Raw genomic sequence first — 24,205 nt, 5'->3', positions numbered from 1 at the left:
AGACCGCAGTTTAAACCAATTCAATTTATGCGCCACTAGCGGGAATTGAAAATTTGCGTAATCGGATAATTATCATGCAAAAAGTCAAACCGGGCAGTGATTTGCCCGGTTAATTGTTATGAAAGTGTAGCTAACCAGCCCGTTTGAGTCATCCACTCGGTCACCGGTACCAGCGTGAACTCGACGCAAAGCAGACCAACGAGCGTCAGGACGAGAGTATACGGCAGAGCCATCCACACCATGCGGCCATAAGAGAGGCGAATCAATGGTGCCAGCGCGGAGGTCAGCAGGAACAGGAATGCCGCCTGACCGTTTGGTGTAGCCACGGAAGGCAGGTTGGTCCCGGTATTAATCGCTACCGCTAACAGTTCGTACTGGTTGAGGCTGATGGTCCCTTGTTCCAGCGCTGCTTTGGCTTCGTTAATATAGATGGTGCCGACAAAAACGTTATCAGAGATTGAAGACAGCAGGCCGTTAAAGAGATAGAACAGCGTCAACTGAGCATGTTCAGAGGACTGCAATACGAACTGAATGATCGGCGAGAAGAGCTGTTGATCGATAATAACCGCAACAATAGAGAAGAACACGGTCAGCAGGGCGGTGAACGGCAGCGACTCGGTAAACGCTTTGCCAATAGCATGTTCGTCTGTAACGCCGGTCAACGACGTTGCCAGAATGATGACGGACAGGCCAATTAATCCAACCTCTGCCAGATGCAGAGCCAGAGCAACCACCAGCCAGACGCCGATAATAGCCTGAACAATCAGTTTGATTTTATCCTGACGAGTACGTTGCTGACGGCTTTGATCGTCAAATTGTTGCAGGACATCGCGGACGGTCTCCGGCAGCGTTTCGCCATAGCCAAACCAGCGTAATTTCTCGACCAGCACACAGGTTAACAGGCCGCAAATCAGCACAGGTACGGTGACCGGCGACATGCGCAGGAAGAAGTCACCAAAATGCCAGCCCGCCGCTTTGGCGATAATCAGGTTTTGCGGTTCGCCGACCATCGTCATTACGCCACCTAACGCCGTACCGACGCCCGCGTGCATCATCAAGCTACGCAGAAAACCACGAAACTGCTCCAGTACGACCTTATTGTGCTGATCGATATGGCTGTCATCGAGCATGTTGTTGTCTTCCGCGCGGGAAGAGGCGACGCGATGGTAAATACCATAGAAACCGACCGCGACGCTGATCACCACGGCAACGACGGTCAGCGCATCAAGAAACGCAGAAAGGAAGGCGGCAGCAACGCAAAAAGCCAGCGACAGCAGCGTTTTGGAGCGAATCGTAAGCAGCAGGCGGGTGAAAATAAACAGCAGCAGCTGTTTCATAAAGTAGATGCCAGCCACCATAAACATCAGCAGCAATAACACCTCAAGGTTAGCGGCAACCTCTTCACGCACATGCGTGGCGCTGGTCATACCGATGATGACTGCTTCGATAGCTAACAGCCCACCTGGTAGCAGCGGATAACATTTTAACGCCATCGCCAGCGTAAAGATGAACTCGGCCACCAACAGCCAGCCCGCAATAAAAGGATTAATAAAAAATATAATCGGGTTAACGACTAAGAAGACGAGCAGTGCAAGTTTGTACCAGTCAGGTGATTGACCTAAAAAATTGCGCCACATAGCGCGACCCCATGATAGCTCCATGGTGATTTCCCTACCTTTAAAAATGAAATCATATTTTTATGTTTGACCGCAAAGCTTAGCGGGAGGAGGGAGTACAGGCAAGCTATTCACGCGACGGGCAAGGCTGGCTGCGCTTTAGCGTTATCTGGAAAATGAAGCCTTGATCTACTTTTTCTTCATTGCGTCAGCTATCAGCTATGTAACCCGTCTGGTATGATAACTGTAACTATGTTTTGCTGTGTAATGGAATTATTACTATGGTCATTAAGGCGCAAAGCCCGGCTGGGTTCGCGGAAGAGTACATCATTGAAAGTATCTGGAATAACCGCTTCCCACCTGGCACTATTTTGCCTGCTGAACGTGAACTCTCTGAACTGATCGGAGTGACACGTACCACGTTACGCGAGGTATTACAGCGTCTGGCGCGTGACGGTTGGTTGACCATTCAACACGGCAAACCGACGAAGGTGAATAACTTCTGGGAAACCTCCGGGCTGAATATCCTTGAAACGCTGGCGCGTCTCGATCACGAGAGCGTTCCGCAGCTTATCGATAATCTGCTGTCCGTGCGTACCAACATCTCGACGATCTTTATTCGTACCGCGTTTCGCCAGCATCCTGATAAAGCGCAGGAGGTTCTGGCGACGGCAAATCAGGTGGCCGACCATGCTGATGCGTTCGCCGATCTGGACTATAACATTTTCCGCGGTCTGGCATTTGCCTCCGGTAATCCGATTTACGGTTTGATCCTTAATGGTATGAAAGGATTATATACCCGCATTGGCCGCCATTATTTTGCCAATCCGGAAGCGCGCGCGCTGGCGCTGAGCTTCTACCATAAGCTGTCAGAACTGTGCGAGCATGGCGCTCATGAGCAGGTTTATGAAACGGTGCGTCGCTATGGTCACGACAGCGGCGAGATTTGGCATCGTATGCAGAAGAACCTGCCGGGCGATTTAGCTATTCAGGGACGCTAATTAAAAACCCCTCATTCGAGGGGTTTTGTTTTTACAGACCGTTTATCCTCGGCGGGCAACGCTCCAGCAACTCCACGCTACCATCTTCATTCTGCTGCTCCAGCATCACGTCAAAACCCCATAGCCGGTGCACATGCTTAAGCACCTCTTTGCGTCCTTTATCCAGCGGAGCGCGGTTATGCGGAATATAGCGCAAGGTGAGCGAGCGATCGCCGCGCAGATCGACGTTCCAGATTTGAATATTCGGCTCCAGGTTGCTCAGGTTATATTGCGACGACAGCCTGTTGCGGATTTCGCGATATCCTTCCTCGTTGTGGATCGCTGAAATCTCCAGATAATTATGACGATCGTCATCCAGTACGGTAAACAAGCGGAAATCACGCATAACCTTCGGTGACAGGAACTGGCTAATGAAGCTCTCATCTTTGAAATCACGCATCGCGAAGTGCAGAGTTTCCAGCCAGTCTGAGCCCGCTATATCCGGGAACCAGTATTTGTCCTCTTCGGTCGGCGACTGACAAATACGTTTGATATCCTGGAACATCGCAAAACCCAGGGCATACGGGTTTATCCCGCTATACCACGGGCTGTTGTACGGCGGCTGGAACACCACGTTGGTATGGCTATGCAAAAACTCCAGCATAAACCGTTCGGTGACTTTACCTTCATCATAAAGGTGGTTCAGGATGGTGTAATGCCAGAAAGTAGCCCAACCTTCGTTCATCACCTGCGTCTGTTTCTGCGGGTAAAAATACTGGCTGACCTTACGCACAATACGCAGGACTTCGCGTTGCCAGGATTCTAGCAGTGGGGCGTTCTTTTCCATGAAGTACAGCAGGTTCTCCTGTGGCTCAGAAGGATAACGCCGGGCTTGTGAAACGGTTTTCTCTTCTTCTTTCTTCGGCAGCGTGCGCCATAACATATTCACCTGACTTTGCAGATACTCTTCACGACTTTTCTGCCGGGCTTTCTCTTCCTGTAGCGAGATTTTTTGTGGACGCTTGTAGCGGTCCACGCCGTAGTTCATCAGCGCGTGACAGGAGTCGAGAAGCTTTTCGACTTCATCCACGCCATAACGCTCTTCACACTGGGTAATATAGTTTCGCGCGAAGATCAGGTAATCGACGATGGAACTGGCATCCGTCCAGCTACGGAACAGGTAGTTGTTTTTGAAGAAGGAGTTATGTCCGTAGCAGGCATGCGCCATCACCAGCGCCTGCATGGTGATGGTGTTCTCCTCCATCAGATACGCGATACACGGATTGGAGTTGATAACGATTTCATAGGCCAGCCCCTGCTGACCATGCTTATACAAGCGCTCGGTTTCGATAAACTTTTTACCAAACGACCAGTGTGGATAGTTGATTGGCATCCCGACGCTGGAGTAAGCGTCCATCATCTGTTCGGAGGTGATTACCTCGATTTGGTGCGGGTAGGTATCCAGTTTGTAGAGTTTCGCCACGCGGTCTATTTCCGCCAGATAGACATCCAGCAGATCAAACGTCCAGTCGGGTCCATCGCTTAACCGTGTGCTGTCCTTGTTCATGGAATCAATCGTAGCCATTCGCGCACCCTCATTGTTGGCGGCACTCTCTGTCTGGAGTACCTCATTTCAAGCATAGATCATGGTGTTAAAAAACGTGCTGCGGCTGAAATTTTTTCTTTGCGATTTCTCGTTAGCGAGGCGTCGAAAAACGGTATGGTCGCAAAATTTTATGCTGGATAAAAATAGCGCACAGCAGGAGATGCCAAAGCAGAGAGTTCCCCGCTGTCACCGCTATATGTGAGATAAGTCACCATAAAAAAGCCATATGTTGAATAATATTTTCAACTGAGTTATCAAGATGTAATTAGATGATTGTTCTTTTACTGTTAACGGAGTGGCTATGCGAGTTGTCATACTGGGAAGTGGTGTCGTTGGCGTGACTAGCGCCTGGTACTTAAGTCAGGCTGGACACGATGTCACCGTCATTGATCGTGAGCCCGGTCCGGCACTGGAAACCAGTGCAGCGAACGCGGGGCAAATCTCTCCAGGTTATGCAGCACCATGGGCGGCGCCAGGTGTACCGCTGAAGGCAATTAAATGGATGTTTCAGCGTCATGCTCCGCTGGCCGTACGCCTCGACGGGACCCAGTTCCAGTTGAAATGGATGTGGCAAATGCTGCGCAACTGCGACACCAGCCATTACATGGAAAACAAAGGACGCATGGTGCGTCTGGCGGAATACAGCCGTGATTGCCTGAAAGCGCTGCGCGCTTCTACCGGTATTGAGTACGAAGGGCGCCAGGGCGGAACCCTGCAACTTTTCCGTACCGCTCAACAGTATGAGAACGCCACCCGCGACATCGCCGTGCTCGAAGACGCTGGCGTACCCTATCAGTTGCTGGAAGCAAGCCGCCTGGCTGAAGTCGAGCCGGCGCTGGCGGAAGTGGCGCACAAGCTGACCGGCGGTCTGCGTTTACCGAATGATGAAACGGGTGACTGTCAGCTGTTTACCCAGCGTCTGGCGCTGATGGCTGAGCAGGCTGGCGTTAAGTTTCGTTTTAATACGCCGGTCGATAAGCTGCTGAGCGATGGTGAGCAGATTTACGGCGTTCAGTGCGGCGAAGAGATAGTCAAAGCAGATGCCTATGTAATGGCGTTTGGCTCGTACTCTACGGCGATGCTGAAAGGCATCGTTGATATTCCGGTCTATCCGCTCAAAGGCTATTCGTTGACCATTCCGGTGGCGCAAGATGACGGCGCGCCGGTTTCTACTATCCTTGATGAGACTTACAAAATCGCCATTACCCGCTTTGATAACCGTATTCGTGTGGGCGGCATGGCGGAAATTGTCGGCTTCAATACGGAATTGCTACAACCTCGTCGTGAAACGCTGGAGATGGTTGTACGCGATCTCTTCCCGCGTGGTGGTCATGTGGAACAGGCAACTTTCTGGACCGGGCTTCGTCCGATGACTCCGGACGGTACACCGGTGGTTGGGCGAACCCGCTTTAAGAATCTACTACTCAACACCGGCCACGGTACGCTGGGCTGGACTATGGCCTGCGGCTCGGGTCAGTTGCTGAGCGACATTCTTTCTGGCCGCACACCAGCCATTCCTTACGACGATCTGAGCGTGGCGCGCTACAGCCCGGGGTTTACTCCATCTCGCCCACGGCATTTACATGGCGCACATAACTGATAAGGACGTGAGATGACTCGCCCGATACTGGCCAGCATTGACCTGCAGGCGTTGAAACAAAACCTGAGCATCACCCGCCAGGCCGCGCCGGACGCTCGCGTCTGGTCGGTGGTGAAAGCCAATGCGTACGGACACGGCATTGAACGCGTCTGGAATGCGCTGGGCACAACCGACGGTTTTGCCATGCTCAATCTTGAAGAAGCGATAACCCTGCGCGAGCGCGGATGGAAAGGCCCGATACTCATGCTGGAGGGTTTTTTCCACGCCGAAGATTTAACGGTGTATGACAAATATCGTCTGACCACCTGTGTACACAGTAACTGGCAGCTAAAAGCGTTGCAGAATGCGCGCCTCAACGCGCCGCTGGATGTTTACCTGAAGGTGAACAGCGGCATGAACCGGCTGGGTTTCTTACCGGACAGAGTTTCTACGGTCTGGCAACAGCTGCGGGCGATGCCCAACGTTGGTGAAATGACGCTGATGTCACACTTTGCCGATGCAGAGCACCCGGAAGGTATCCGGGAGGCCATGGCGCGTATTGCGCAGGCGACAGAAGGGCTGGAGTGCAGACGCTCGCTGTCCAATTCGGCCGCCACGTTGTGGCACCCTGAAGCACATTATGACTGGGTTCGTCCGGGTATTATCTTGTATGGCGCATCGCCGTCGGGACAATGGCAGGACATCGCCAATACCGGCCTCAAACCGGTGATGACCCTTAGCAGCGAGATAATCGGCGTACAAACGCTGAAAGCCGGAGACCGGGTGGGTTACGGAGGACGCTACACCGCCAGCGGCGAGCAGCGTATTGGCATTGTAGCGACCGGCTATGCAGACGGTTATCCGCGCCATGCGCCAAGCGGGACACCGGTGCTGGTGGATGGCGTACGTACCACTACGGTGGGAACAGTCTCAATGGATATGCTGGCGGTAGACCTGACGCCGTGTCCGCAGGCGGGGATAGGGACGCCGGTAGAGCTGTGGGGCAAAGAGATTAAAATTGACGATGTAGCCAGCGCCGCGGGTACGGTAGGTTACGAATTGATGTGTTCTCTGGCGCTGCGCGTGCCGGTGGTGACGGTGTAACTTTTGTAGGACTGCCTGATAGCGATGCGCTTATCAGGCCTCATTTTGTAGGCCGGGTACGGCGCAGCCGCTACCCGGCAAAAAATATCCGCGTTACTCATCCTCATCTTCAGCAACGCGAACACCGACCTTCAGTACCGCATTATCTTCTTTCTCGGCAACCGTCCAGATCATGCCAGCGAATTCAACCTGGTCACCGACGACCGGCGCGGCGCCAAGCAGATGCTGGACAATATCCCCCAGCGTTTGCTGCTTATCACGATACTCTGTGCCATCATCCAGGCCATAAATCAGCGCCACATCGGCATATTTTGCGCTGGCTTCAAGAATAAAGTCACCGAAGAAGCGCTGGTCCAACGACACCGGCGGGGACTGGCTGAACAGCTTGCCGAGAGCAGGGAGATCGCGCTCGCGGCCAATAACACACAATACATCGCCTTCGCGCAGGCGCGTACTGCCGGAGGGGTGAAATAGCACGTTGTCACGAAACAGGGCGGCAATTCGCGTTTCTTCCGGCATATGCAGGTCGCGCAGCGCGGCGCCCACACACCACTTATCCGCGCTGAGCTGATAAACAAACTGCTCCCAGGGATTATCCGGATGAATATCCAGACCAATGCGCGACACGGGCCAGCCGACGGGAGGGACCACCACTTTGGCTTTTTTAGCGGCCCACGAAAGCGACGTACCCTGAAACAGCAGCGAGATCAGAACCACGAAGAATGCGACGTTAAAGAACAGGCGCGCGTTTTCCAGACCTGCCATCATTGGGAAGACGGCGAGGATGATCGGAACTGCGCCGCGCAGACCCACCCAACTGATGAAAATGCGCTCGCGCAGATTGAAGCCTCGAAATGGCAGCAGTCCGGCGAACACCGAAAGTGGGCGGGCAACAAATATCATCCACGCAGACAAAATTAACGCAGGGATTGCGATAGGCAGCAGGTCAGACGGTGTAACCAGCAGTCCGAGCACCAGGAACATGGCGATTTGCGCCAGCCAGGCCAGACCGTCGAAGTTTTGCAAAATACCAAACCGGTTGCGGATGGGGCGATTACCCAGCAGGAAACCACACAGATAAACGGCCAGAATACCGCTGCCTTCCAGCGCAGTGGTCAGGGCAAAGATCAGGATTCCTCCGCTTAACGCCAGTAGCGGATAAAGTCCGGCAGGCAGCGAAATACGGTTAATCATTTGCTGGAGCAGATAGCCGCCGCCGAGTCCCAGCATGATGCCTAAGCCAAACTGCTGGATAATATGCACCGCAAACATCCAGCTTAAACCGGTCTCGTGATTTTGGATCATGGCGATAAGCGTGATGGTCAAAAAAACCGCCATCGGATCATTACTACCGGATTCAATTTCCAGCGTAGAGCCAACACGTTCGTTAAGACCCTTACCGCCAAGCAGGGAAAAGACCGCCGCGGCGTCGGTTGAACCCACAATCGCGCCAATCAGCAGCCCTTCGATAAGATCCAGATGGAACAGCCACGCGGCCATCATGCCAGTGAGTCCGGAGGTAATCAGCACCCCGACGGTTGCCAACGATAGCGCCGGGCCTAAAGCGACGCGAAAAGAGCTGGCCTGGGTGCGCATCCCGCCGTCGAGGAGGATAACCGCCAGCGCCAGGTTACTCACCATGTAGGCAAAAGGGTAATTATCGAAAGGAATACCGCCCACGCCGTCGACGCCCGCTAACATACCGATAGCGAGAAATATCACCAGAATAGGGATACCAAGACGTGATGAAAATGAACTGAGTAAGATACTGCAGGTGACGAGAACGGAACCCAAAATAAAAAGGCTGATAATTGCTGCGGCATCCAACGTTCGGTTACTCCTGAATTACGCTGTTTCGTATTAATAAACCCTAACATATTAACGACAGAAACAGCGTTTTACTTAGCCCTCTTAACCGCTTTTTTTACGATTTTAATACCGGATGCCCACTAATAGTGAGCTGAGTGCCGTTTTTATCGTTTTTCAGCATCGCTCTGGCTCCCAAAGGCAGGGTGACAGTGCGTTGTTCATGGCCAAAATCAAGGCCGTCGATCAACGGAACCGCCAGCCTGGCGCGCAGAAAATCACAAACTGAATCAAGATTGTAACCTGCGTCGTAATCATTAGGCGCGCTGCCGCTAAAACTGCCGAGGATAATGGCGTTTTGCTGGGCCAGTATTCCCGCGTGATACAGTTGCAGCAGCATGCGCTCAATGCGAAACGGATGCTCGTTAATATCTTCCAGCACCAAAACGCCGTTTTTGATAGCCGGCATCCACGGCGTACCCATCAGCGAAATAAGCATCGCCAGGTTTCCGCCCCATAGCGTCCCTTCTGTCGCACACGCCGGGCCGTTACCCTGCCATTCGAGGGTGAATTGGGCATTGCGCAGAGCCTGCCAGAAATGGTGCTCGGTGAATGCGTTCATCTCCTCGGCGCCGAAGTTAGCCGCCAGCATCGGGCCGCTGAAGCTAATCACATTCCCCTGCGCCAGCAGACCACACTGGATCGCCGTAAAATCGCTGTGCCCGCACAGCAGCAGCGGGTTGTGTTGCTGGCGGTCCGCCAGCGCCTGCCAGTCAATATCTTCCAGTAAACGGCTCGCGCCATAGCCGCCGCGTACCGCCATCACAATGGTATCGGGCGTTTTCAGATTTACCAGCGAGTTCACATCAGCCAGACGCTCTGCTTCTGTACCCGCAAAACGCTGGCTGCGGCGCGCAATAACCGCTGAATTGTCGACCTGATGACCGGCCTCAGTAAGACGCGCAAGCCCGCGTAAGGCGGCCTGCTGGTTGATACAGTAGCCCGACGGGGCAATTAAGTGAAACCGGGACATGGCATTTCCTTGCTACAACTAAAACCAAATGTATATCATGCCGCGTAGGTATGTCGTTGTCACCTCAGCGACAGGTTCCGGCTATAAGGATAGATGACGTGAAATTGAGATGGTTTGCTTTTTTGGTTGTATTACTTGCGGGCTGTAGTTCAAAACAGGATTACAAAAATCCGCCGTGGAATGCTGAAGTTCCGGTTAAACGCGCAATGCAATGGATGCCGATTAGCGAAAAAGCCGGTGCGGCCTGGGGTGTCAGTCCACAATTGATTACCGCCATCATCGCTATTGAATCAGGCGGTAACCCGAATGCGGTCAGTAAGTCTAATGCGATCGGCCTGATGCAGTTAAAAGCCTCTACTTCAGGACGCGATGTTTATCGTCGTATGGGATGGAGCGGAGAACCGTCGACCAGCGAATTGAAAAATCCTGAGCGCAATATCTCGATGGGGGCCGCCTACCTGAGCATTCTGGAGACCGGGCCGCTGGCCGGGATCGAAGATCCGCAGGTGATGCAATATGCGCTGGTGGTATCGTACGCCAACGGCGCGGGGGCACTGCTGCGAACGTTCTCTTCCGACAGGAAGAAAGCCATCAATAAGATCAACGATCTCAGTCCGGATGAATTTATTGAACATGTTGCGGACAATCATCCGGCGCCGCAGGCTCCGCGCTATATCTGGAAGCTTCAGCAGGCGCTGGATGTAATGTAATTCAGGTGATGTTAATCGCGCACTTTGTTCGATTTTTCCCGGGCTTCGCGCTCAAGGGAAAAAATAATCCGCTGTAAGTTCCGCTCCACCGCCGGGCCGACGTTGAGAAAACGAAAGCTCAGGCGGGGAGTGGTAATGGTTTCGTTTTTACTGTCGATAACTTTGCGTTCGCTAATGGAAATAAGCTGAGCGTCAACGTTATACACCCCCCATTGCTCCATGTTCAGTTCAACCTGCGAGAAGCGCATGCCTTCTACCAGCCCCTCTGGTTTCGGCGTTTCTAACAGCCCGCCCATACCGCCAAGCGACAAATCGAATAAGCGAAAACAGAGTGTGCTGTTGTCCGGCATTTTTACCGTACAACGATAGGGAGGATGCAGCGGAGCGCCGATGCGGAAATATTCCCGACGCTGGACGAACCACAGGGAAGGCGGTAACGATGAGATAAATGCGGGTAGTCGCTGGTATTCGCCTTTTTTCAGCTGTGGCAGGGTGAACTCCACTTTGGCTCCCTGCGTTTCGGCGATAATTGTTATCTGGCTGGCACGCTGCACGGCCTGGTTTTCGTATTCCTGACTGCCAAAATCCATGATCAGTTCGTCTGGGTTGACCGCCAATATTTTGCTGATGAACTGGCCACCCGCCCAGGAGATACGCAGCGGAACCTGCTGCGAATTTAAGTCCCGGAGTACGCCTAACACCGCTAACGGATTTTGCTTCAGGAACTGCTCATTGTAGTTACTCACACCTAATGACTCCTGGATGCCTGGTTTATCGTTGGATTATCGGCATCAATCAACGGAACTTAATACAAATGGATGAAATTTTTTACCAACGCCAATGAATTAAGTCTGCGTGAAAACAGCATATAGCGATGGTTTGCCTATACTTTAAAGGCTGGCGCAGGAATGTCTTGCGCGTGCGTTCACTGGAAAGAGGGCCTGAAAATGGGAATTATTGCCTGGATTATTTTTGGTCTGATTGCGGGGGTTATCGCCAAACTGATTATGCCGGGGCGCGATGGCGGTGGATTTATCCTGACCTGTATTCTGGGTGTTGTCGGTGCTGTGGTCGGTGGATGGCTGGCAACGATGTTTGGTATCGGCGGCGATGTCAGCGGGTTTAATCTCCACAGCTTCCTGGTGGCCGTGGTCGGCGCGATTGTCGTGCTGGGTGTCTTCCGGCTTGTACGACGAGATTAATCGAACGGCCCCCGAGCGGTAATGCCGTTCAGTTAAGCATGTAAGGTGAACATGTGATTCTTGCTCAGGGTTCCGTTCACCTCAACGGTGTCATTTCTCTGAACCGCAGACACCCGTGAACGTGCAAGGGAGGCTCGCCGCCACTTCCCTTGCATCCCAGGCTCCCGGCGGGAAAATCGTCGCTGCGCGATTATTCGCCCCATCCTTGGGGCTCACCCCTTGGGGGCCAGCGCAAGCGCTGTTCAAAATTGCTCCTGGCAATTTTGTCATTCGTCTTAGGCCGTCCCCTCTGTCCGCATCCCTGCGGACAGACCCGGTCAGCCGTCAACGACTCATCGATTTTCCCGCCGGGAGCCGGGATTGTAAAGGGCGTGGCGAAGAACGCCCTTTACACGTTCACAGAAATCGGCGTTTCAGAGAAACTATGGATATGAGGTGAACGGAACCCTTTATCTGAGAGTGCATATTCATAACTTCTACCCACACAGGCGATACTTTCTGAAACTAAGGCGTTAACTGAACAGCATTACTCCGAGTGGGGCCGTTTCTCTGCATCGCTATATCAGAATTGATACTCAATCCCCGCCCAGTAATTGCGACCTTCTTCAATAAATCCTTCACTATAAACGTACTGCGTATCGAACAGATTATTGACCGAAGCGTTAACGCTGAACCCGTGACCGATGGCGTAGTCAGCGCGTAAATGGGTAATGGCGAAACCCGCGGCTTTCTGCGAGCCGTCGCTATTGCTATAGCTCGACGAACGGGCTTCTTCAGACAGCGTAATGCTCAGCGGATCCCACGGTTTCAGCGTCATCCAGGCGGTCAGGGTTTGCGTCGGCAAATCGGTTATTTTGCCGATGTCGCTGCGTTTGACGTCTGCATGGATAAGGCCATAGCTCAGCCCGACGTCCAGCATATCAAAGACCTTACCTTTAACACCGGCATCAAGGCCGGTGTAATCCACCCGACCACTGTTCTGATTCTGGATGGTGTCGGCATCAATGTTGTGCGACAGAATCGCGTCGCTGATGCGGTTGTAATAGACGCTGGCTTCAAATCCCCAGTTCTGGCTAAGTGAACCATTCCAGGTCAGGTCTACGCTGCGGGCGCGTTCCGGTTTCAGCTGCGGATTGACCAGCGCCACCTGGTTATAAGCCGGTTTTGAGGTCGTGTAGCGCTCTTTCAACGTTGGGAAGCGCGTTCTGTCAGAGTAGGACAGCGCCAGTGTGTCTGAATTTTCAAAGTGGTATTTGGTCATCACCTGCCAGTTAAAGGCCGACTGATTGTTGTCATCGTAGTGAGTGACGCTGCCGTTTTTCTCGTGTTTCATGCCTTCCAGACTGTCGCGCCAGTCATAGCTTATTCCCGCCACCACATCGACATTGTCCGCGGCTGCCCACTGGTATTCACTGGCAACAGACCAGGTACGGTCTTCGTAACGGTCGTAAGCCGCATTCGGCGCCCCTTTCTCGCGGTGAACATCATCCTTCCAGTTTACGGCGAAAGAGAGCAGATCGTTTTCACGCATATCCGCAGCGAGCTGCAGGCCAGCCCCATCGCTGTAGTCCGAATAATGGCTATAGCTGCCTTTCTTATTTTTCAGATCGGCAAGCGAGTTATACATCATCAGCGTATTTTCAAAAGTATCGCGATACAGACGGCTTTTCAGGGTAAAACGGTCGCCCAGATGGGTAGTTCCCTGATAGTAATAGCTCTCTTTATCGTACTGCGGCCATTGCCAGTAGCGTGATTTCTGACTGCTGGTTCCGGCGTACGGTGGGTTATCTTTTTCACCGTCCTGATTAATATAGGTCAGCACATACTCATCATCGCCGCGAGGGGTAAAGCCCAGCTTCACGATGCCGCGTTTATCATCGGCGGAGGAGTTGGCAATCTTGCCGTGACTGCCCGCAACCGGATTGTCCACGCCGTGCGGTAAGCCAAGGAAATCCTGCTTCAGCTGGCTGCCGCTGAGCTGGATGTAACCCAGATCGTTACTGGCGCCAAATGAAGCGTGCATATCGTGGGCGTTGTCTTTGCTACGACTCCAGCCCTGACGATAACCAATGCTGCCTTCAATTGGTTTGGTGGGCTTTTTGGTGGTGATATTAATGGCGCCGCCCATCTGGTTAGGCCCTTGTAGCAGAGACGAGTAGCCTTTGGAGACTTCAACCGAAGCGATATCGGATGTCAGGAAACGGCCTAAATCGAGGTTGCCGTCATAGGGGATGTACACCGGCACACCGTCAAAAAAGACGGGAACCTGACGGCTGTCAAACCCGCGCACCTTTACCTGCTGCTCATTACGGTTGCCTGATTTTTGCAGCACTACGCCGGGGACGACGCTCAGCGCCTGCGCCACGTTTTGTTTATCCAGCTGTTGGATCGTTTCCTGGCCGAGAACCGTAGTGGTTGCCGCGGAGGCCGGGCTTGACCAGACGGTCATGGTTTCGCTTTCCTGCCCAGCAAAAGCACTATGCGCGAAAGCAAACGACAGGGCTGTGTAAAGACAACTTTTGTTGAAATTCATTCTTTTAGTCCATTTATAAATGTTATATGCCACGTGTGTCCGGGCTCAGGCTAACTTTGATATCCGCAGGCGGAGCGTAGTAAGGCGCGGAAGTGATGAAAAGTCTGATGCCACAGTCGAGATAACTCGCCAGCGAGGCGAGGGTAATGCCGCCAGTCAGCGCCAGCGTGCAATGGGGGGCCAGAGAAGGGGCCAGACGGGCAATTTCTGTTGCCTGCTCAGGGGTAAATTTGTCGAGTTGCAGAACATCGGGGGCGGCACGTAGCGCGGCTAATGCTTCAGCTGGCGTATCCGCTTCGACGACGATCTTTTTTTCTGGCGCATGGCTGCGTAAGCGCGCAATCGCGCCTGTCCAGTCGTTTGAATTGGTAAGAAAACGGCGGTGATTAGCGAACAACAGTACCGTCTCGGCGCATCCTCCGCGATGGATAATGCCCCCGGCGGCGAGTATTGCCTGAGTCGCCAACAAACGCGTGCCGGGAATGGCTTTGCGGGTGCAGGCAATCTGCCCATCAGGATAGCGTTGGCGTAGTTGGCTCAACATGCTCTCAAGATAGCCCGAAACCCCGCAGCTCCACTCCAGGACATTTTGTACCGCTTTCCAACCCTGGTGCAGCGCCGCCGCATTTCCGTGCGCGCGAATCAATTGCTGTCCGGCGCTGACCTGTTCACCATCGGCCACCCCGTCGCTGACGGTTAAACCTAATGAGGTGAGCATTTGTCTGGCAACGGCGGTGCCGCTAACGCATCCGCCCTGGCGATGGTAAAACGCCATTACGCCAGGTTGCGCGCCGATACCCAGCGCGCGGGTGGTCAGATCCCCGCCCTGAATATCTTCCAGCAGCAGCGCGTCGGTTTGCGCCTGCGAAAAGTAGATCATCTCAGCGCCTCCCGCGGAACGCTGTCCCACCAGATAAGCGCCCAGTCACGACTGGCGGGGGCAATCGCGCGAGGATCCTGCCGCTGATACCAGGTTTCCAGACGTTCGATCTCGTCGGCGCTGAGCTCCCCCATACTCCAGCGCACGTTTTCGAGAAAACGTGTCCAGGTGCTGTTGTCCTGCTGGCAGTTGGGTCCGCGGATAAAATCAACGTGCGCGTGGATCCCCATCTGATACAGGACATTAAGCGCATAGATATAGTTGGGAAGCTCAATCACTTCGCGGCCCAGCGCACGTTGAATGGTGGGAGAAACGAAAGATGAACTGACGAGATGAGTGGTATAAACCCGCAGCCGGGCCTGATTATTCAGTTTGGTCATCGCCTGGCGCATATCGGCAACCAGCGTGGAGCGCGAGGCGACGGCGATATCGCACTGGGGTAAATCATCCCAGTGCTCTTCCCAGGCCCGCTGCACCCACTGTACGTGATGGGCATTCATTTGTACGGCGCGGCGGGCAGCTACGCTCAGCATTCCCTGACTGTAATCTACGCCGTAAATTATTGGCATCTTTTTAGCCAGCGCCAGCGAGACCGTACCGGGCCCGCAGCCCATATCAAACAGCGACTCTGCGCCTTTCAGGTCGATCTTCCCCAACAGCTGCAGCAGATAGCTGTCGGTTAATGAGGCGCAATTCTCCGCCATTTTTTCCGCACGTTTATCCCAGTGCTCCGGCTTTTTCTCGGTTCTGTTCGCCAGTTGTAACTGTTTACGGTAAAGATCGGCAAAATCAATGTCGTCAATGAGCATTCCTATCCCTTAATTATGTGAGCCAAAGAGGTGGTGAGCAATTTGTGACGGTGTAACGCGATACAATTCAGCCAGACGATCGGCGGCGAGCTGGTATTCAGGACGTCCCTGCGACACTTCACCGTCTGGCTCGACGCGTACCACGCTGTCGGCAATTGCCCGGGCATGCAGCGGGTGATGGGTCGACATCAGCAGGGCCATACCCGAATTTTTCAGCGTCACCAACGTGTCGAGCAGGCGGATTTGATGCCCAAAATCCAGACTGGAAGCAGGTTCATCCAGCAATAAAAGGCGCGGACGTTGCGCCAACGCGCGGGCAATTAACACCAACTGCCGCTCTCCGCCGCTCAGTGTGTTCCAGCGTCGAGACGCCAGGTGAGAGATCCCCAGCATCGCCAGCTGTTGATGGGCAATTTCATGTTCTTTAGCCCCGGGAACCGCAAATGCCGCCAGTTGCGGGGCCAGTCCCATCATCACCATGTCCAGCGCGCTGAAGGCAAATGCGCCGTCATGCGCCTGAGGAACCCAGGCGATGGCCGCGGCGCGTTGCCGATCGTTGAGATGATTCACCGCGATGCCATCAAGAAGAATGTCACCGTGAAGCGGCGGAAGAACCCCGAGAATGGTGCGCATCAGGGTCGTTTTTCCACTGCCGTTGGCGCCAATCAGACAACAGACGGAGCCGGGCGAAACCTGAAATGAGACATCGCGTAACACAGGCTGTTGACTGTGGTACCCCAGCGACGCGTGGCGCACGATTAATAGCGTCATGACCGGTTTCCCCGCAGCAAAAGCAGCAAAAAGAACGGCGCCCCAATAAATGCAGTCAGGATCCCCAGCGGAATTTCCGTGCTGCTCAGCGTACGGGCGAGGGTATCGGTAAGCAGCAGCAAAATGGCGCCGATCCCCATGGACACGGGGAGCAACTGCTGATGGTTATTGCCACTGATGAGTCTGCCAATGTGCGGCACAACCAGTCCAATCCAGCCGATGATGCCCGCGATGGCGACGGTACAGGCGGTAATTAACGTTGCGCAGACGATCAGTCCCAGTCGCAATCGGGAGACGTTGATCCCAAGCGATCGTGCTTCATCATCCGACAGGGTGAGCAGGTTCATGCGCCAGCGCAGCAGCAATAGCGGGACCAGTCCTGCGAAGATCAGCGGTGCCGAGAACCACAGATCGTGCAAAGTGATCGTCGATAAACCGCCAAGCAGCCAGAAGGTGATAGACGGGAGTTGGGTATACGGGTCGGCCAGCGTTTTGATGAGTGAAATCCCCGCGCCACATACCGTACCCAGCGCAATCCCGACCAGAACCAGCGTTAAAACCGGGTCGTGGCGCTTGACTCGCCGGGTAATCAACCAGACACCGGCGACCACGAATAAACCGCCCGTGAACGCATACAGTTGAATAAACAGGATCGGTAATCCGAACAGGATTGCCGTACAGGCACCTAAACCGGCACCCGCCGCCACGCCGAGGATATCCGGCGAGACTAGCGGGTTGCGGAACATGCCCTGATAGGTGGTTCCTGCGCCTGCTAGCGCCGCGCCAAGCAGCAATGCAGCCAGAATGCGCGGCAGACGGATTTGCCAGAAGACGATTTTGTCCTGCATCGGGACGCTATCTGTACCGGCAATAAGATTCACGACCTGCTGTGCATCCAGGCGATAAGCACCAGAGACCGCGGCGACGCTCGCGCAAAGCACCACCGCAGCAATCATCAGAAAACCGAGGGTAGATGTTTTCATCAGACAGCCACCAGACGTTGATACTGTGCATCGCTTAGCGTGGTATGCCAGAAGAGTTCGCTGTAGCGCTGCATATCGGCTTTAAAGCTCGCGTTAACCTGCGGATCAAGCCAGGCGTGCAGGCGGCGTAATCCCAGTAAACGGTTGATGCCAGGAGGCGCATCCAGCCAGCCAAACGGTAGACCGCTGAGAAACAGAATGCGTTGGTTGGCAACCGCTTTAACCCCTTGCCAGACCGGATCTTCCCTCAGGTACTGCGCCGTCACCGCATCCTGCACCAGAATAATATCGGGCTGCCAGCTCAGCAGATTTTCCATTGAAACCTGCGTGAGTCCCTGTCGCCCAGGGATTTGCGCCACATTGTGTAAGCCCAGCAGTTCTGCCGCTTCGGTATGCAATGAACCTTGTAACCCTGTCTCAAGCCCTCTGGCGCCGCGCGCGGCATAAAAACGCAGCTTTGCTCCGGAAGAGTGGGAAAACGTGAGTGCTTCATCAATAAACCGACGAGCCAGTCTGGCCTGAGCTCTGGCCCGCGAGTCGACTCCCAGTGCTTCACCGGCGGCGAGTAGCTGTTCCGGGGTACGTCGCAGTTCACCGTTAATCAACAGCCAGGGAATTTGCGTTTGCGCGCTCACCTGTCTGGCCTGAGAAAGCCAGGTTTCATCGGCATTGCCGCAGTCAACAACCAGGTCGGGTTTAAGCGCCAGTAACGCTTCAAGTGAGAGGATACTGGCGCGCCCAGCCAGCCTGCCCAGTTTCGGCAATGCCCGAATATCATCGTGGAACGGGATGGCGGTCTGGCGAGATAAATCAAAGGAGGAAAGCCCTACCAGTTTTTCCGGCGCGACGGCCAGCAGCAGCATGTCGGCGGGCGCCCCCGCGCTGACCACGCGTTGGATTATATTCGGCCCTGGCGTGCCTCCAACGGCAACGGTTAGCGGCGTTTGCGCCAATGCGGGAAGATGGCGTAGCAGCAGTGCAGATGCCACAAGCTGGGCAAACATCCGTCTTGTCAGTGCCATTATCGGTATCCTGAAGGTTACAAATTCGCTATATATTTACATATACAGCGAATAAAAACATGTTCAGAATCAAATTCTCACGGATGAAAACCCCGGATACCCCATAAGGGCTAGAGGGCATAGAGACAGCTTAAATGGCGAAAAATAAGACAGAAAAAATCCGCGGCATAGCGCGGATTCAGGGCGTAAAACGGCTCAGGTAATGACCTTAAGGCGTCGGTTGAGTCTGTTTTTTAGGTTCGGCTGGGGGAGTACTGGCACTTGCTGGGGTTGGTCGTGATGCGGGTACGCTGTCACAGGGTTTATCTTTGGCGCAAATCAGGTCGAGCATTTTCAGCGTTACGCCGTTGGTCCAGCCGAAACCATCCTGCAACGGATATTCACCGCCACCACCGCCTGTGCCTGTGGTGCTCACGTCATACTTCTCAACCAGCTTTTTCTCGCGATCGTAGGTGTGCTGAACATTGGTGAGGAATCGCCAGGTTACGTCCATGGCGACGTTATCCTGACCGTAATTCTGTAACCCGGATGCTGCGACCCACTGGAGCGGGGCCCAGCCGTTGGGTGCATCCCACTGCTGGCCGCTTTTCACCGATGTAGTAGCCAGACCGCCAGGTTGCAACAGGTGCGCCTGGGTTGCCGTGGCGACTTTACCGGCGCGATCTTTAGCCGCCGCATTAACATACAGCGGGAACAGGGCGGCGGCAGTCAGTTGGTTGCGTACTTTGTGGCTCTTCAGATCGTAATCGGCATACCAGCCTTCTTTGTCGTTCCACAGGTGTTTTTCGATCCCTTTTTGTCGGGCATTGGCCAAATCTTCATATTGAGCAGCTTTGGCGTCATCATCGGCGGCTTTGCTGGCGAGGGCAATCATCTTTTCCATTTTGAACATCAGCGCATTGAGATCGACCGGAACGATGCTGGTGGTGCGCAGGGTGCCAAGCTGATTGGGGTTATCCATCCAGCGGGAACTAAAGTCCCAACCAGACGCGGCGGCAGAGCGCAGATCGCGGTAGATTTCGGTGGCTGGTCGGTTCGGGTTGCTTTTGGCAGTGGCGATATCTTCCACCCAGGACTCTGGCCTTGGCGTATCGCGGTCATCCCAGTAGCGGTTCAAAATGGTGCCGTCATCCAGTTTAACCACGCGCTTATTTTGCTGACCGGGCTGGAGCGTTTCGACGCCTTCCATCCAGTAGCTGTACTCTTTGAGCATCTGCGGGAGGTATTTTTTCAACGCGTCATTCCCGTCGTGCTGCGCCAGCAGTTCAACCATAAAGGCAAAGAACGGCGGCTGAGAACGGCTCAGATAATAGGTACGGTTACCGTTAGGAATATGTCCCCAGGAATCAATCTCGTAAGCGAAGTTTGCCACCATGTCGGAGACCTTATCCCAGTGATTGCTCTCGGCAAGCCCCAGCATGGTGAAATAGCTGTCCCAATAATAGATTTCGCGAAAACGCCCGCCCGGCACCACATATGGCTCCGGGAGCGGCAACAGCGAGTCCCATTTTTCTGCGTCGGTTGTCGAACGAGTGAGTACCGGCCACAGTCCGTCAATATGTTCGCGTAATGATTGCCCTGCCGGGGGGACGTATTTCTCGCCTTCTTTCGGCAAGGTGAAATTTACTTGCACAAAATGGCGTAGGTCGAATCCGGACTGATTTTTCTGCATCCGGTAATCGGCAAGGATCATTAATGGATCGCTGTTGGGCACCGCGTCTGCAAAGGTTTTCTGGTCAGGAAACAGTTTGGCCGTTTGTACATCGTTAAACAGAGGGCCAAGAAGAATATCAGGCGGTTGAGGCGTAGCGGCTGGCCCGTCCTCGGCGTTGGCGGCAAAAGAGGAAAGGGCAAAAAAGGTGCTTGCGAGCGTCAGTTTTATCGCAACAGAGAGCAGGCCAGGATGGCGAGTTGCTGGCGTTATCATCGGTTAATCTCCTTAGCGGTGTGCCGAAGTAGCGGCATTTACCATGAGAAAACCTTAGTTCAGGATCGGCCGTTGCGCGTGATCGGCTCCCCATTTTGCGAATAAACAGACATTTCCCGACGCGATTAGAAACGATGCACACCCTTTATCGGGAAAGGGCGTGCAAATGGCCTCAGCCCGCGAGGATTATCCGCTTCGCCACGCCGTCAAGGGTCAGAGTGTCACCCATCTTGATGCTATCGACAACATCACCCTGCTGGCACAGCCAGCACAGACCCATTGCGCGGGCGATAATCGCCGGGTGGGACGCCTCGCTGCCGTCCCGCAGGCAGACGCCCCTGATGGCCTTCGGATCCAGTTGCAGCACCGTAGACGGATAAATGACATCAGCGACCAGAATAGTGGGGCGGATGAACGCGGGAATTTGCTCGGTCTCTCCCGTCAAATGCTGAAGAGAACGAGATAATAAATCTTCAATATCGATGTACCGCGCCTGCAGGTAGGGATCGTCGAGCTGTAAATACTGCTGGCTGAGTTCGCTTAACACCTGATGCCATGCCCAGGCGGCGCTGCACTGCTTTTCACTCATTACGCCGCAGGCCATATCAAACAGTTCAGGATCGTCTAACAACGTGTGGTGACCGGAGAAAATCGCGGCGATATCGGCGGAATATTTCTCTTCGGCAAGTGCGGTTAACGCATTTAAGTCATTCAGCGTGCTTTGAATGGCGGCCCGTAATTGCTGCTGCTCAGTCTGCAATGATGCTGCAGGCTGCAGGCTTACCTGTGGTGAGTACGGCGTGTAACAAAATGCCGTCCCCGTTGCCAGTGAGGGGACGTGAGTCGCTACGTTATCAGCATGTACGGGCTCAAGCGATTCACCGAAATTCTCAGCCGCGAGCTGTTTAAATGCGGCCAACGCATCCTCAGCCTGTTCACCCTTGGCAATCAGGCGCAGCGTGTCGTTACAACGCACCTGCAGCAGAGCTATTTGGTTCAGGCTATCTGGGACCACGCACTTGCCATTTTTCTCCAGCCACATGTCGGCGTTAAAGCCAGACAGTGTGGAAACCAGCCGTGAAGCGGGACGAACGTGGATGCCGTTGGGGTTTTTCACCACAATGGCAACTGAATGAGCATTTGCATCCGGCGCAAATTCAGCCGATGTCGGTTTTGCGGTGGATGACGAAGGTAAACCCAGTTGCTCACATTTGGCGTCAAGGGCGTTCATGGCGTCACGGATGACCCGCTCGACGTCAGCGCCCGCGGCGGCGCTAACCGTTGCGGCTAACGTGCCTTCAACCAGCGGCGCGGCACACAGCCGCACTCTGGCGGCAATGTTAGGGTCGAGCAGTTCCAGTGCGGTTTCCGCACTCAGTAACGCACTACCGATATCCATCATCACCAGCACGTGATCCGTATCGGCCACGGACTCGATGGCTTCCATCACCTTAATCGGATCGGTGCCAATCGGATTTTCAGGATCGTCAATGCCTGCGGCAATGGCGATTTTGCAACCATCACCCATTAACATCTGCCGGGCCAGCGCGCCGACGCCTTCGCCCAGTTGGGCGCTGTGAGAAACAATAACCAGGTTTACCATCGCTTTATCCTTACTCTCTGGACGCCTGAGCCAGCATTTGCATCATAAACATTACGGACGTTGCGCCAGGATCCTGATGCCCAATGCTGCGCTCACCAAGATAGCTGGCTCGGCCTTTACGGGCCTGCATGGTGATGGTGCTTTGCGCTGCGGCTTCCGCTTGCTGGCTTGCCGCTTCCAGCGCCGCCTGTACGCTCAGTTTCTGTTCGCAGGACTGGCGTAAAGATTCCACAACCGGCAGCCAGACATCGCACATGGTTTTGTCGCCAGGTTCAGCCTTCCCACGGCTAACTACACCTTCTGCGCCATCACGAATCATTTGATACAGCTCTTCAAGCGTCAGGCTTTGATGAGCCTGAGTCACCTGGGCGGCGCGGATAAAAAAGGTGCCAAACAGCGGGCCACTGGCTCCGCCGACGCTTGAGAGCAGCACCATACCGGTGTTTTTCAAAATAAAACCGATGTCTTTATCGGCGATGGACGGCAGCTTTTCGACTACTTTGCTAAATCCGCGGTGCATGTTCAGACCGTGGTCGGCATCGCCGATCTCCCGGTCAAGTCCGGTGAGAAAATCACTTTCGGTGGTGAAGATCTCACCGCAACGATAGAGCCAGTTAACAATTTGCGTTCTGTTGAGGGACATCATGAATCTCCTTATTTACCCCAGTTGAGAGCAGGGGTGTGAACCGGCGCATCCCATAAGCTCAGCGTTTCGTCATCCACCTGTAACAGGGTGATTGAGAAGCCGGTCATATCCAAAGAGGTACAGTAAGAACCGATCAGGTTGCGCTCAATGATGATGCCTGCATCCTGGCAACGGCTTTCGAGGCGGTTATACACGCCGAACAGTTCTGACAGCGGCGTCGCGCCGAGATTATTAACCAGCGCAATGACGCGATCGCCGCTTTGCAACGCTCGTTTGCTTTCTTTACCTTCCTGCCACGCGCCCTGGACGTTGTCCCAGTGGCGGAGCGTACGGCTGTAGTTGCCGTTTTCAAGTAGAGTATCGAACATTTCATCAACGGTCTGATCGAGAGAGGAGAAAGCGCGGCGGTCTATGCCCGGTTCCCCGTGGATACCTACGCCAAACTCCATTTCGTTATCCTGCAACGTGAACGAAGGTTGTCCGGCGGCCGGAACGGTACAGGCGCCAATGGCTATGCCAATGGAGTGGCCCAGGTTGTTCAGCTTACGACCCAGCGCCGCACAGGCTTCCAGTGAGTCACCGCGTTCGGCGGCCGCGCCGACCAGTTTTTCGATCAATACGGTATTGGCCACACCACGTCGACCAGCGGTATACAGACTGTCTTTCACCGCTACGTCGTCATCTACCACCATGGTGGTGACTTTGACACCGCTTTCGTGCAGCAGCTCGGTAGCGGTTTCGAAATTAAGAATGTCCCCGGTGTAATTTTTGATTATCAGCAGCACGCCTTCGCCGCCATCAATTTGCATAGCGCATTCGAACATTTTATCCGGCGTGGGTGAGGTAAAAATCTCACCCGGACAGGCGCCAGAGAGCATGCCCTGACCAATGAAGCCGCAATGCATAGGCTCGTGTCCGCTGCCGCCGCCGGAAAGTAGCGCCACTTTGCCCATCACCGGCGCATCTGCGCGGGTGACATACACGGGGTCCTGATGCAGTGCCAGGGAGGGGTAAGCTTTCGCCAGTCCGGCGAGTTGTTCATTCAGTACGTCTTCAACACGGTTGATCAATTTTTTCATTATTTATGCTCCGCAGACAGTCCTGGATGGCTGCCAGCTTCGGGCAGGCATCTGATGTAGGGTATCGGTTTGTACAACGTCACGGCGACCGCTCGCTGCCGATAAGGTAATTTTGCACATGGGTTTATAAAAGAAAATTGTTGCGCGAAGCGTTTCATTACGAAACGTCACCACCAACTATTGTTCCATATTGAAACGTGATGATGCGAAAATCAGCGAAAATGAGATGTTGGGCAGTGTTAGGTGGAAGAACAGTTACACGCCAGATTTTGCTGAAAAAAAACCACCTGCGAGGCAGGTGGTTTATGCACAGGAA

At 54.1% G+C, this 24,205-nt stretch carries 20 protein-coding genes; 5 read left to right on the top strand and 15 right to left on the bottom strand.

Annotated features, from left to right (window positions below):
- Positions 1 to 116 precede the first annotated feature (116 nt).
- A complete protein-coding gene (gene nhaB, locus OGW16_RS06380) occupies positions 117 to 1,661 on the bottom strand; it encodes a Na(+)/H(+) antiporter NhaB (RefSeq protein WP_043016062.1) in 1,545 nt (514 codons plus the stop codon).
- 236 nt (positions 1,662 to 1,897) lie between these two features.
- Here nhaB and fadR point away from each other — a divergent pair, with 236 nt between their 5' ends.
- Positions 1,898 to 2,617 (top strand): fatty acid metabolism transcriptional regulator FadR, encoded by a 720-nt coding sequence (gene fadR, locus OGW16_RS06375; RefSeq protein WP_043016063.1) that lies wholly within the window; start codon positions 1,898 to 1,900, stop codon positions 2,615 to 2,617.
- Between the two features lie 31 nt (positions 2,618 to 2,648).
- On the opposite strand, the gene OGW16_RS06370 is transcribed toward fadR, so the two are convergent.
- Positions 2,649 to 4,181 (bottom strand): SpoVR family protein, encoded by a 1,533-nt coding sequence (locus OGW16_RS06370; protein WP_199994782.1) that lies wholly within the window; start codon positions 4,179 to 4,181, stop codon positions 2,649 to 2,651.
- A 322-nt stretch (positions 4,182 to 4,503) separates the two neighbouring features.
- On the opposite strand from OGW16_RS06370, the gene OGW16_RS06365 reads away from it, so the two are divergent.
- On the top strand, positions 4,504 to 5,802 hold the full coding sequence (locus OGW16_RS06365) for a D-amino acid dehydrogenase (protein WP_043016065.1): 1,299 nt from the start codon (positions 4,504 to 4,506) through the stop codon (positions 5,800 to 5,802).
- A gap of 12 nt (positions 5,803 to 5,814) precedes the next feature.
- Positions 5,815 to 6,885, top strand: a complete 1,071-nt coding sequence (gene dadX, locus OGW16_RS06360) for a catabolic alanine racemase DadX (RefSeq protein WP_100194270.1) — start codon at positions 5,815 to 5,817, stop codon at positions 6,883 to 6,885.
- Positions 6,886 to 6,978: 93 nt separating this feature from the next.
- Here the strand turns inward: dadX and OGW16_RS06355 are convergent, their stop codons facing one another.
- Both OGW16_RS06355 and ldcA read right to left on the bottom strand, forming a co-directional pair.
- Complete coding sequence (locus OGW16_RS06355; protein ID WP_043016067.1) at positions 6,979 to 8,712, bottom strand: potassium/proton antiporter; 1,734 nt, start codon at positions 8,710 to 8,712, stop codon at positions 6,979 to 6,981.
- A gap of 97 nt (positions 8,713 to 8,809) precedes the next feature.
- On the bottom strand, positions 8,810 to 9,724 hold the full coding sequence (gene ldcA / locus OGW16_RS06350) for a muramoyltetrapeptide carboxypeptidase (protein ID WP_087050933.1): 915 nt from the start codon (positions 9,722 to 9,724) through the stop codon (positions 8,810 to 8,812).
- Between the two features lie 98 nt (positions 9,725 to 9,822).
- Between ldcA and emtA the strand changes: the two genes are divergently transcribed.
- Entirely contained in the window at positions 9,823 to 10,434 is a 612-nt protein-coding gene (emtA, locus tag OGW16_RS06345; RefSeq protein WP_016153365.1) for a membrane-bound lytic murein transglycosylase EmtA, read from the top strand.
- A gap of 11 nt (positions 10,435 to 10,445) precedes the next feature.
- Here emtA and ycgR read toward each other — a convergent pair whose 3' ends face one another.
- Positions 10,446 to 11,180 (bottom strand): flagellar brake protein YcgR, encoded by a 735-nt coding sequence (ycgR, locus tag OGW16_RS06340; RefSeq protein ID WP_043016069.1) that lies wholly within the window; start codon positions 11,178 to 11,180, stop codon positions 10,446 to 10,448.
- A 201-nt stretch (positions 11,181 to 11,381) separates the two neighbouring features.
- Here ycgR and OGW16_RS06335 point away from each other — a divergent pair, with 201 nt between their 5' ends.
- Entirely contained in the window at positions 11,382 to 11,636 is a 255-nt protein-coding gene (locus OGW16_RS06335) for a GlsB/YeaQ/YmgE family stress response membrane protein (RefSeq protein ID WP_003020908.1), read from the top strand.
- Between the two features lie 562 nt (positions 11,637 to 12,198).
- On the opposite strand, the gene OGW16_RS06330 is transcribed toward OGW16_RS06335, so the two are convergent.
- The 10 genes from OGW16_RS06330 to dhaK all read right to left on the bottom strand — a co-directional run bounded on the left by OGW16_RS06330 (position 12,199) and on the right by dhaK (position 23,889).
- On the bottom strand, positions 12,199 to 14,169 hold the full coding sequence (locus tag OGW16_RS06330; RefSeq protein WP_047410626.1) for a TonB-dependent receptor plug domain-containing protein: 1,971 nt from the start codon (positions 14,167 to 14,169) through the stop codon (positions 12,199 to 12,201).
- Between the two features lie 22 nt (positions 14,170 to 14,191).
- Positions 14,192 to 15,049, bottom strand: coding sequence for a ModD protein (modD, locus tag OGW16_RS06325; RefSeq protein WP_286518105.1), 858 nt, complete (start codon positions 15,047 to 15,049; stop codon positions 14,192 to 14,194).
- Positions 15,046 to 15,858 (bottom strand): class I SAM-dependent methyltransferase, encoded by an 813-nt coding sequence (locus tag OGW16_RS06320; RefSeq protein WP_286518101.1) that lies wholly within the window; start codon positions 15,856 to 15,858, stop codon positions 15,046 to 15,048. The genes modD and OGW16_RS06320 overlap by 4 nt, the downstream gene beginning before the upstream one ends.
- A gap of 9 nt (positions 15,859 to 15,867) precedes the next feature.
- The gene (locus OGW16_RS06315) at positions 15,868 to 16,629 is read right to left on the bottom strand and encodes an ABC transporter ATP-binding protein (protein WP_087052774.1); all 762 of its coding nucleotides are present in this window, start codon (positions 16,627 to 16,629) and stop codon (positions 15,868 to 15,870) included.
- Positions 16,626 to 17,585, bottom strand: coding sequence for a FecCD family ABC transporter permease (locus tag OGW16_RS06310; RefSeq protein WP_390887391.1), 960 nt, complete (start codon positions 17,583 to 17,585; stop codon positions 16,626 to 16,628). The genes OGW16_RS06315 and OGW16_RS06310 overlap by 4 nt, the downstream gene beginning before the upstream one ends.
- Positions 17,586 to 17,611: 26 nt before the next feature.
- Positions 17,612 to 18,634 (bottom strand): ABC transporter substrate-binding protein, encoded by a 1,023-nt coding sequence (locus tag OGW16_RS06305; RefSeq protein WP_286518098.1) that lies wholly within the window; start codon positions 18,632 to 18,634, stop codon positions 17,612 to 17,614.
- 208 nt (positions 18,635 to 18,842) lie between these two features.
- A complete protein-coding gene (locus OGW16_RS06300; RefSeq protein WP_213732349.1) occupies positions 18,843 to 20,561 on the bottom strand; it encodes an alpha,alpha-trehalase in 1,719 nt (572 codons plus the stop codon).
- Between the two features lie 172 nt (positions 20,562 to 20,733).
- The gene (gene dhaM / locus OGW16_RS06295; RefSeq protein ID WP_286518094.1) at positions 20,734 to 22,164 is read right to left on the bottom strand and encodes a dihydroxyacetone kinase phosphoryl donor subunit DhaM; all 1,431 of its coding nucleotides are present in this window, start codon (positions 22,162 to 22,164) and stop codon (positions 20,734 to 20,736) included.
- A gap of 10 nt (positions 22,165 to 22,174) precedes the next feature.
- Positions 22,175 to 22,807: a dihydroxyacetone kinase subunit DhaL gene (dhaL, locus tag OGW16_RS06290; RefSeq protein WP_043016078.1), complete on the bottom strand. Its 633-nt coding sequence runs from the start codon at positions 22,805 to 22,807 to the stop codon at positions 22,175 to 22,177.
- 11 nt (positions 22,808 to 22,818) lie between these two features.
- On the bottom strand, positions 22,819 to 23,889 hold the full coding sequence (gene dhaK, locus OGW16_RS06285) for a dihydroxyacetone kinase subunit DhaK (RefSeq protein ID WP_043016079.1): 1,071 nt from the start codon (positions 23,887 to 23,889) through the stop codon (positions 22,819 to 22,821).
- Positions 23,890 to 24,205: the final 316 nt, after the last annotated feature.

Origin of the sequence: Citrobacter sp. Ce104, from assembly GCF_030334595.1 — a bacterium.
GTDB lineage: Bacteria > Pseudomonadota > Gammaproteobacteria > Enterobacterales > Enterobacteriaceae > Citrobacter > Citrobacter europaeus.
The sequence above is the reverse complement of the archived record's forward strand: the minus strand, read 5'-3'. Positions and strand labels throughout refer to the sequence as shown.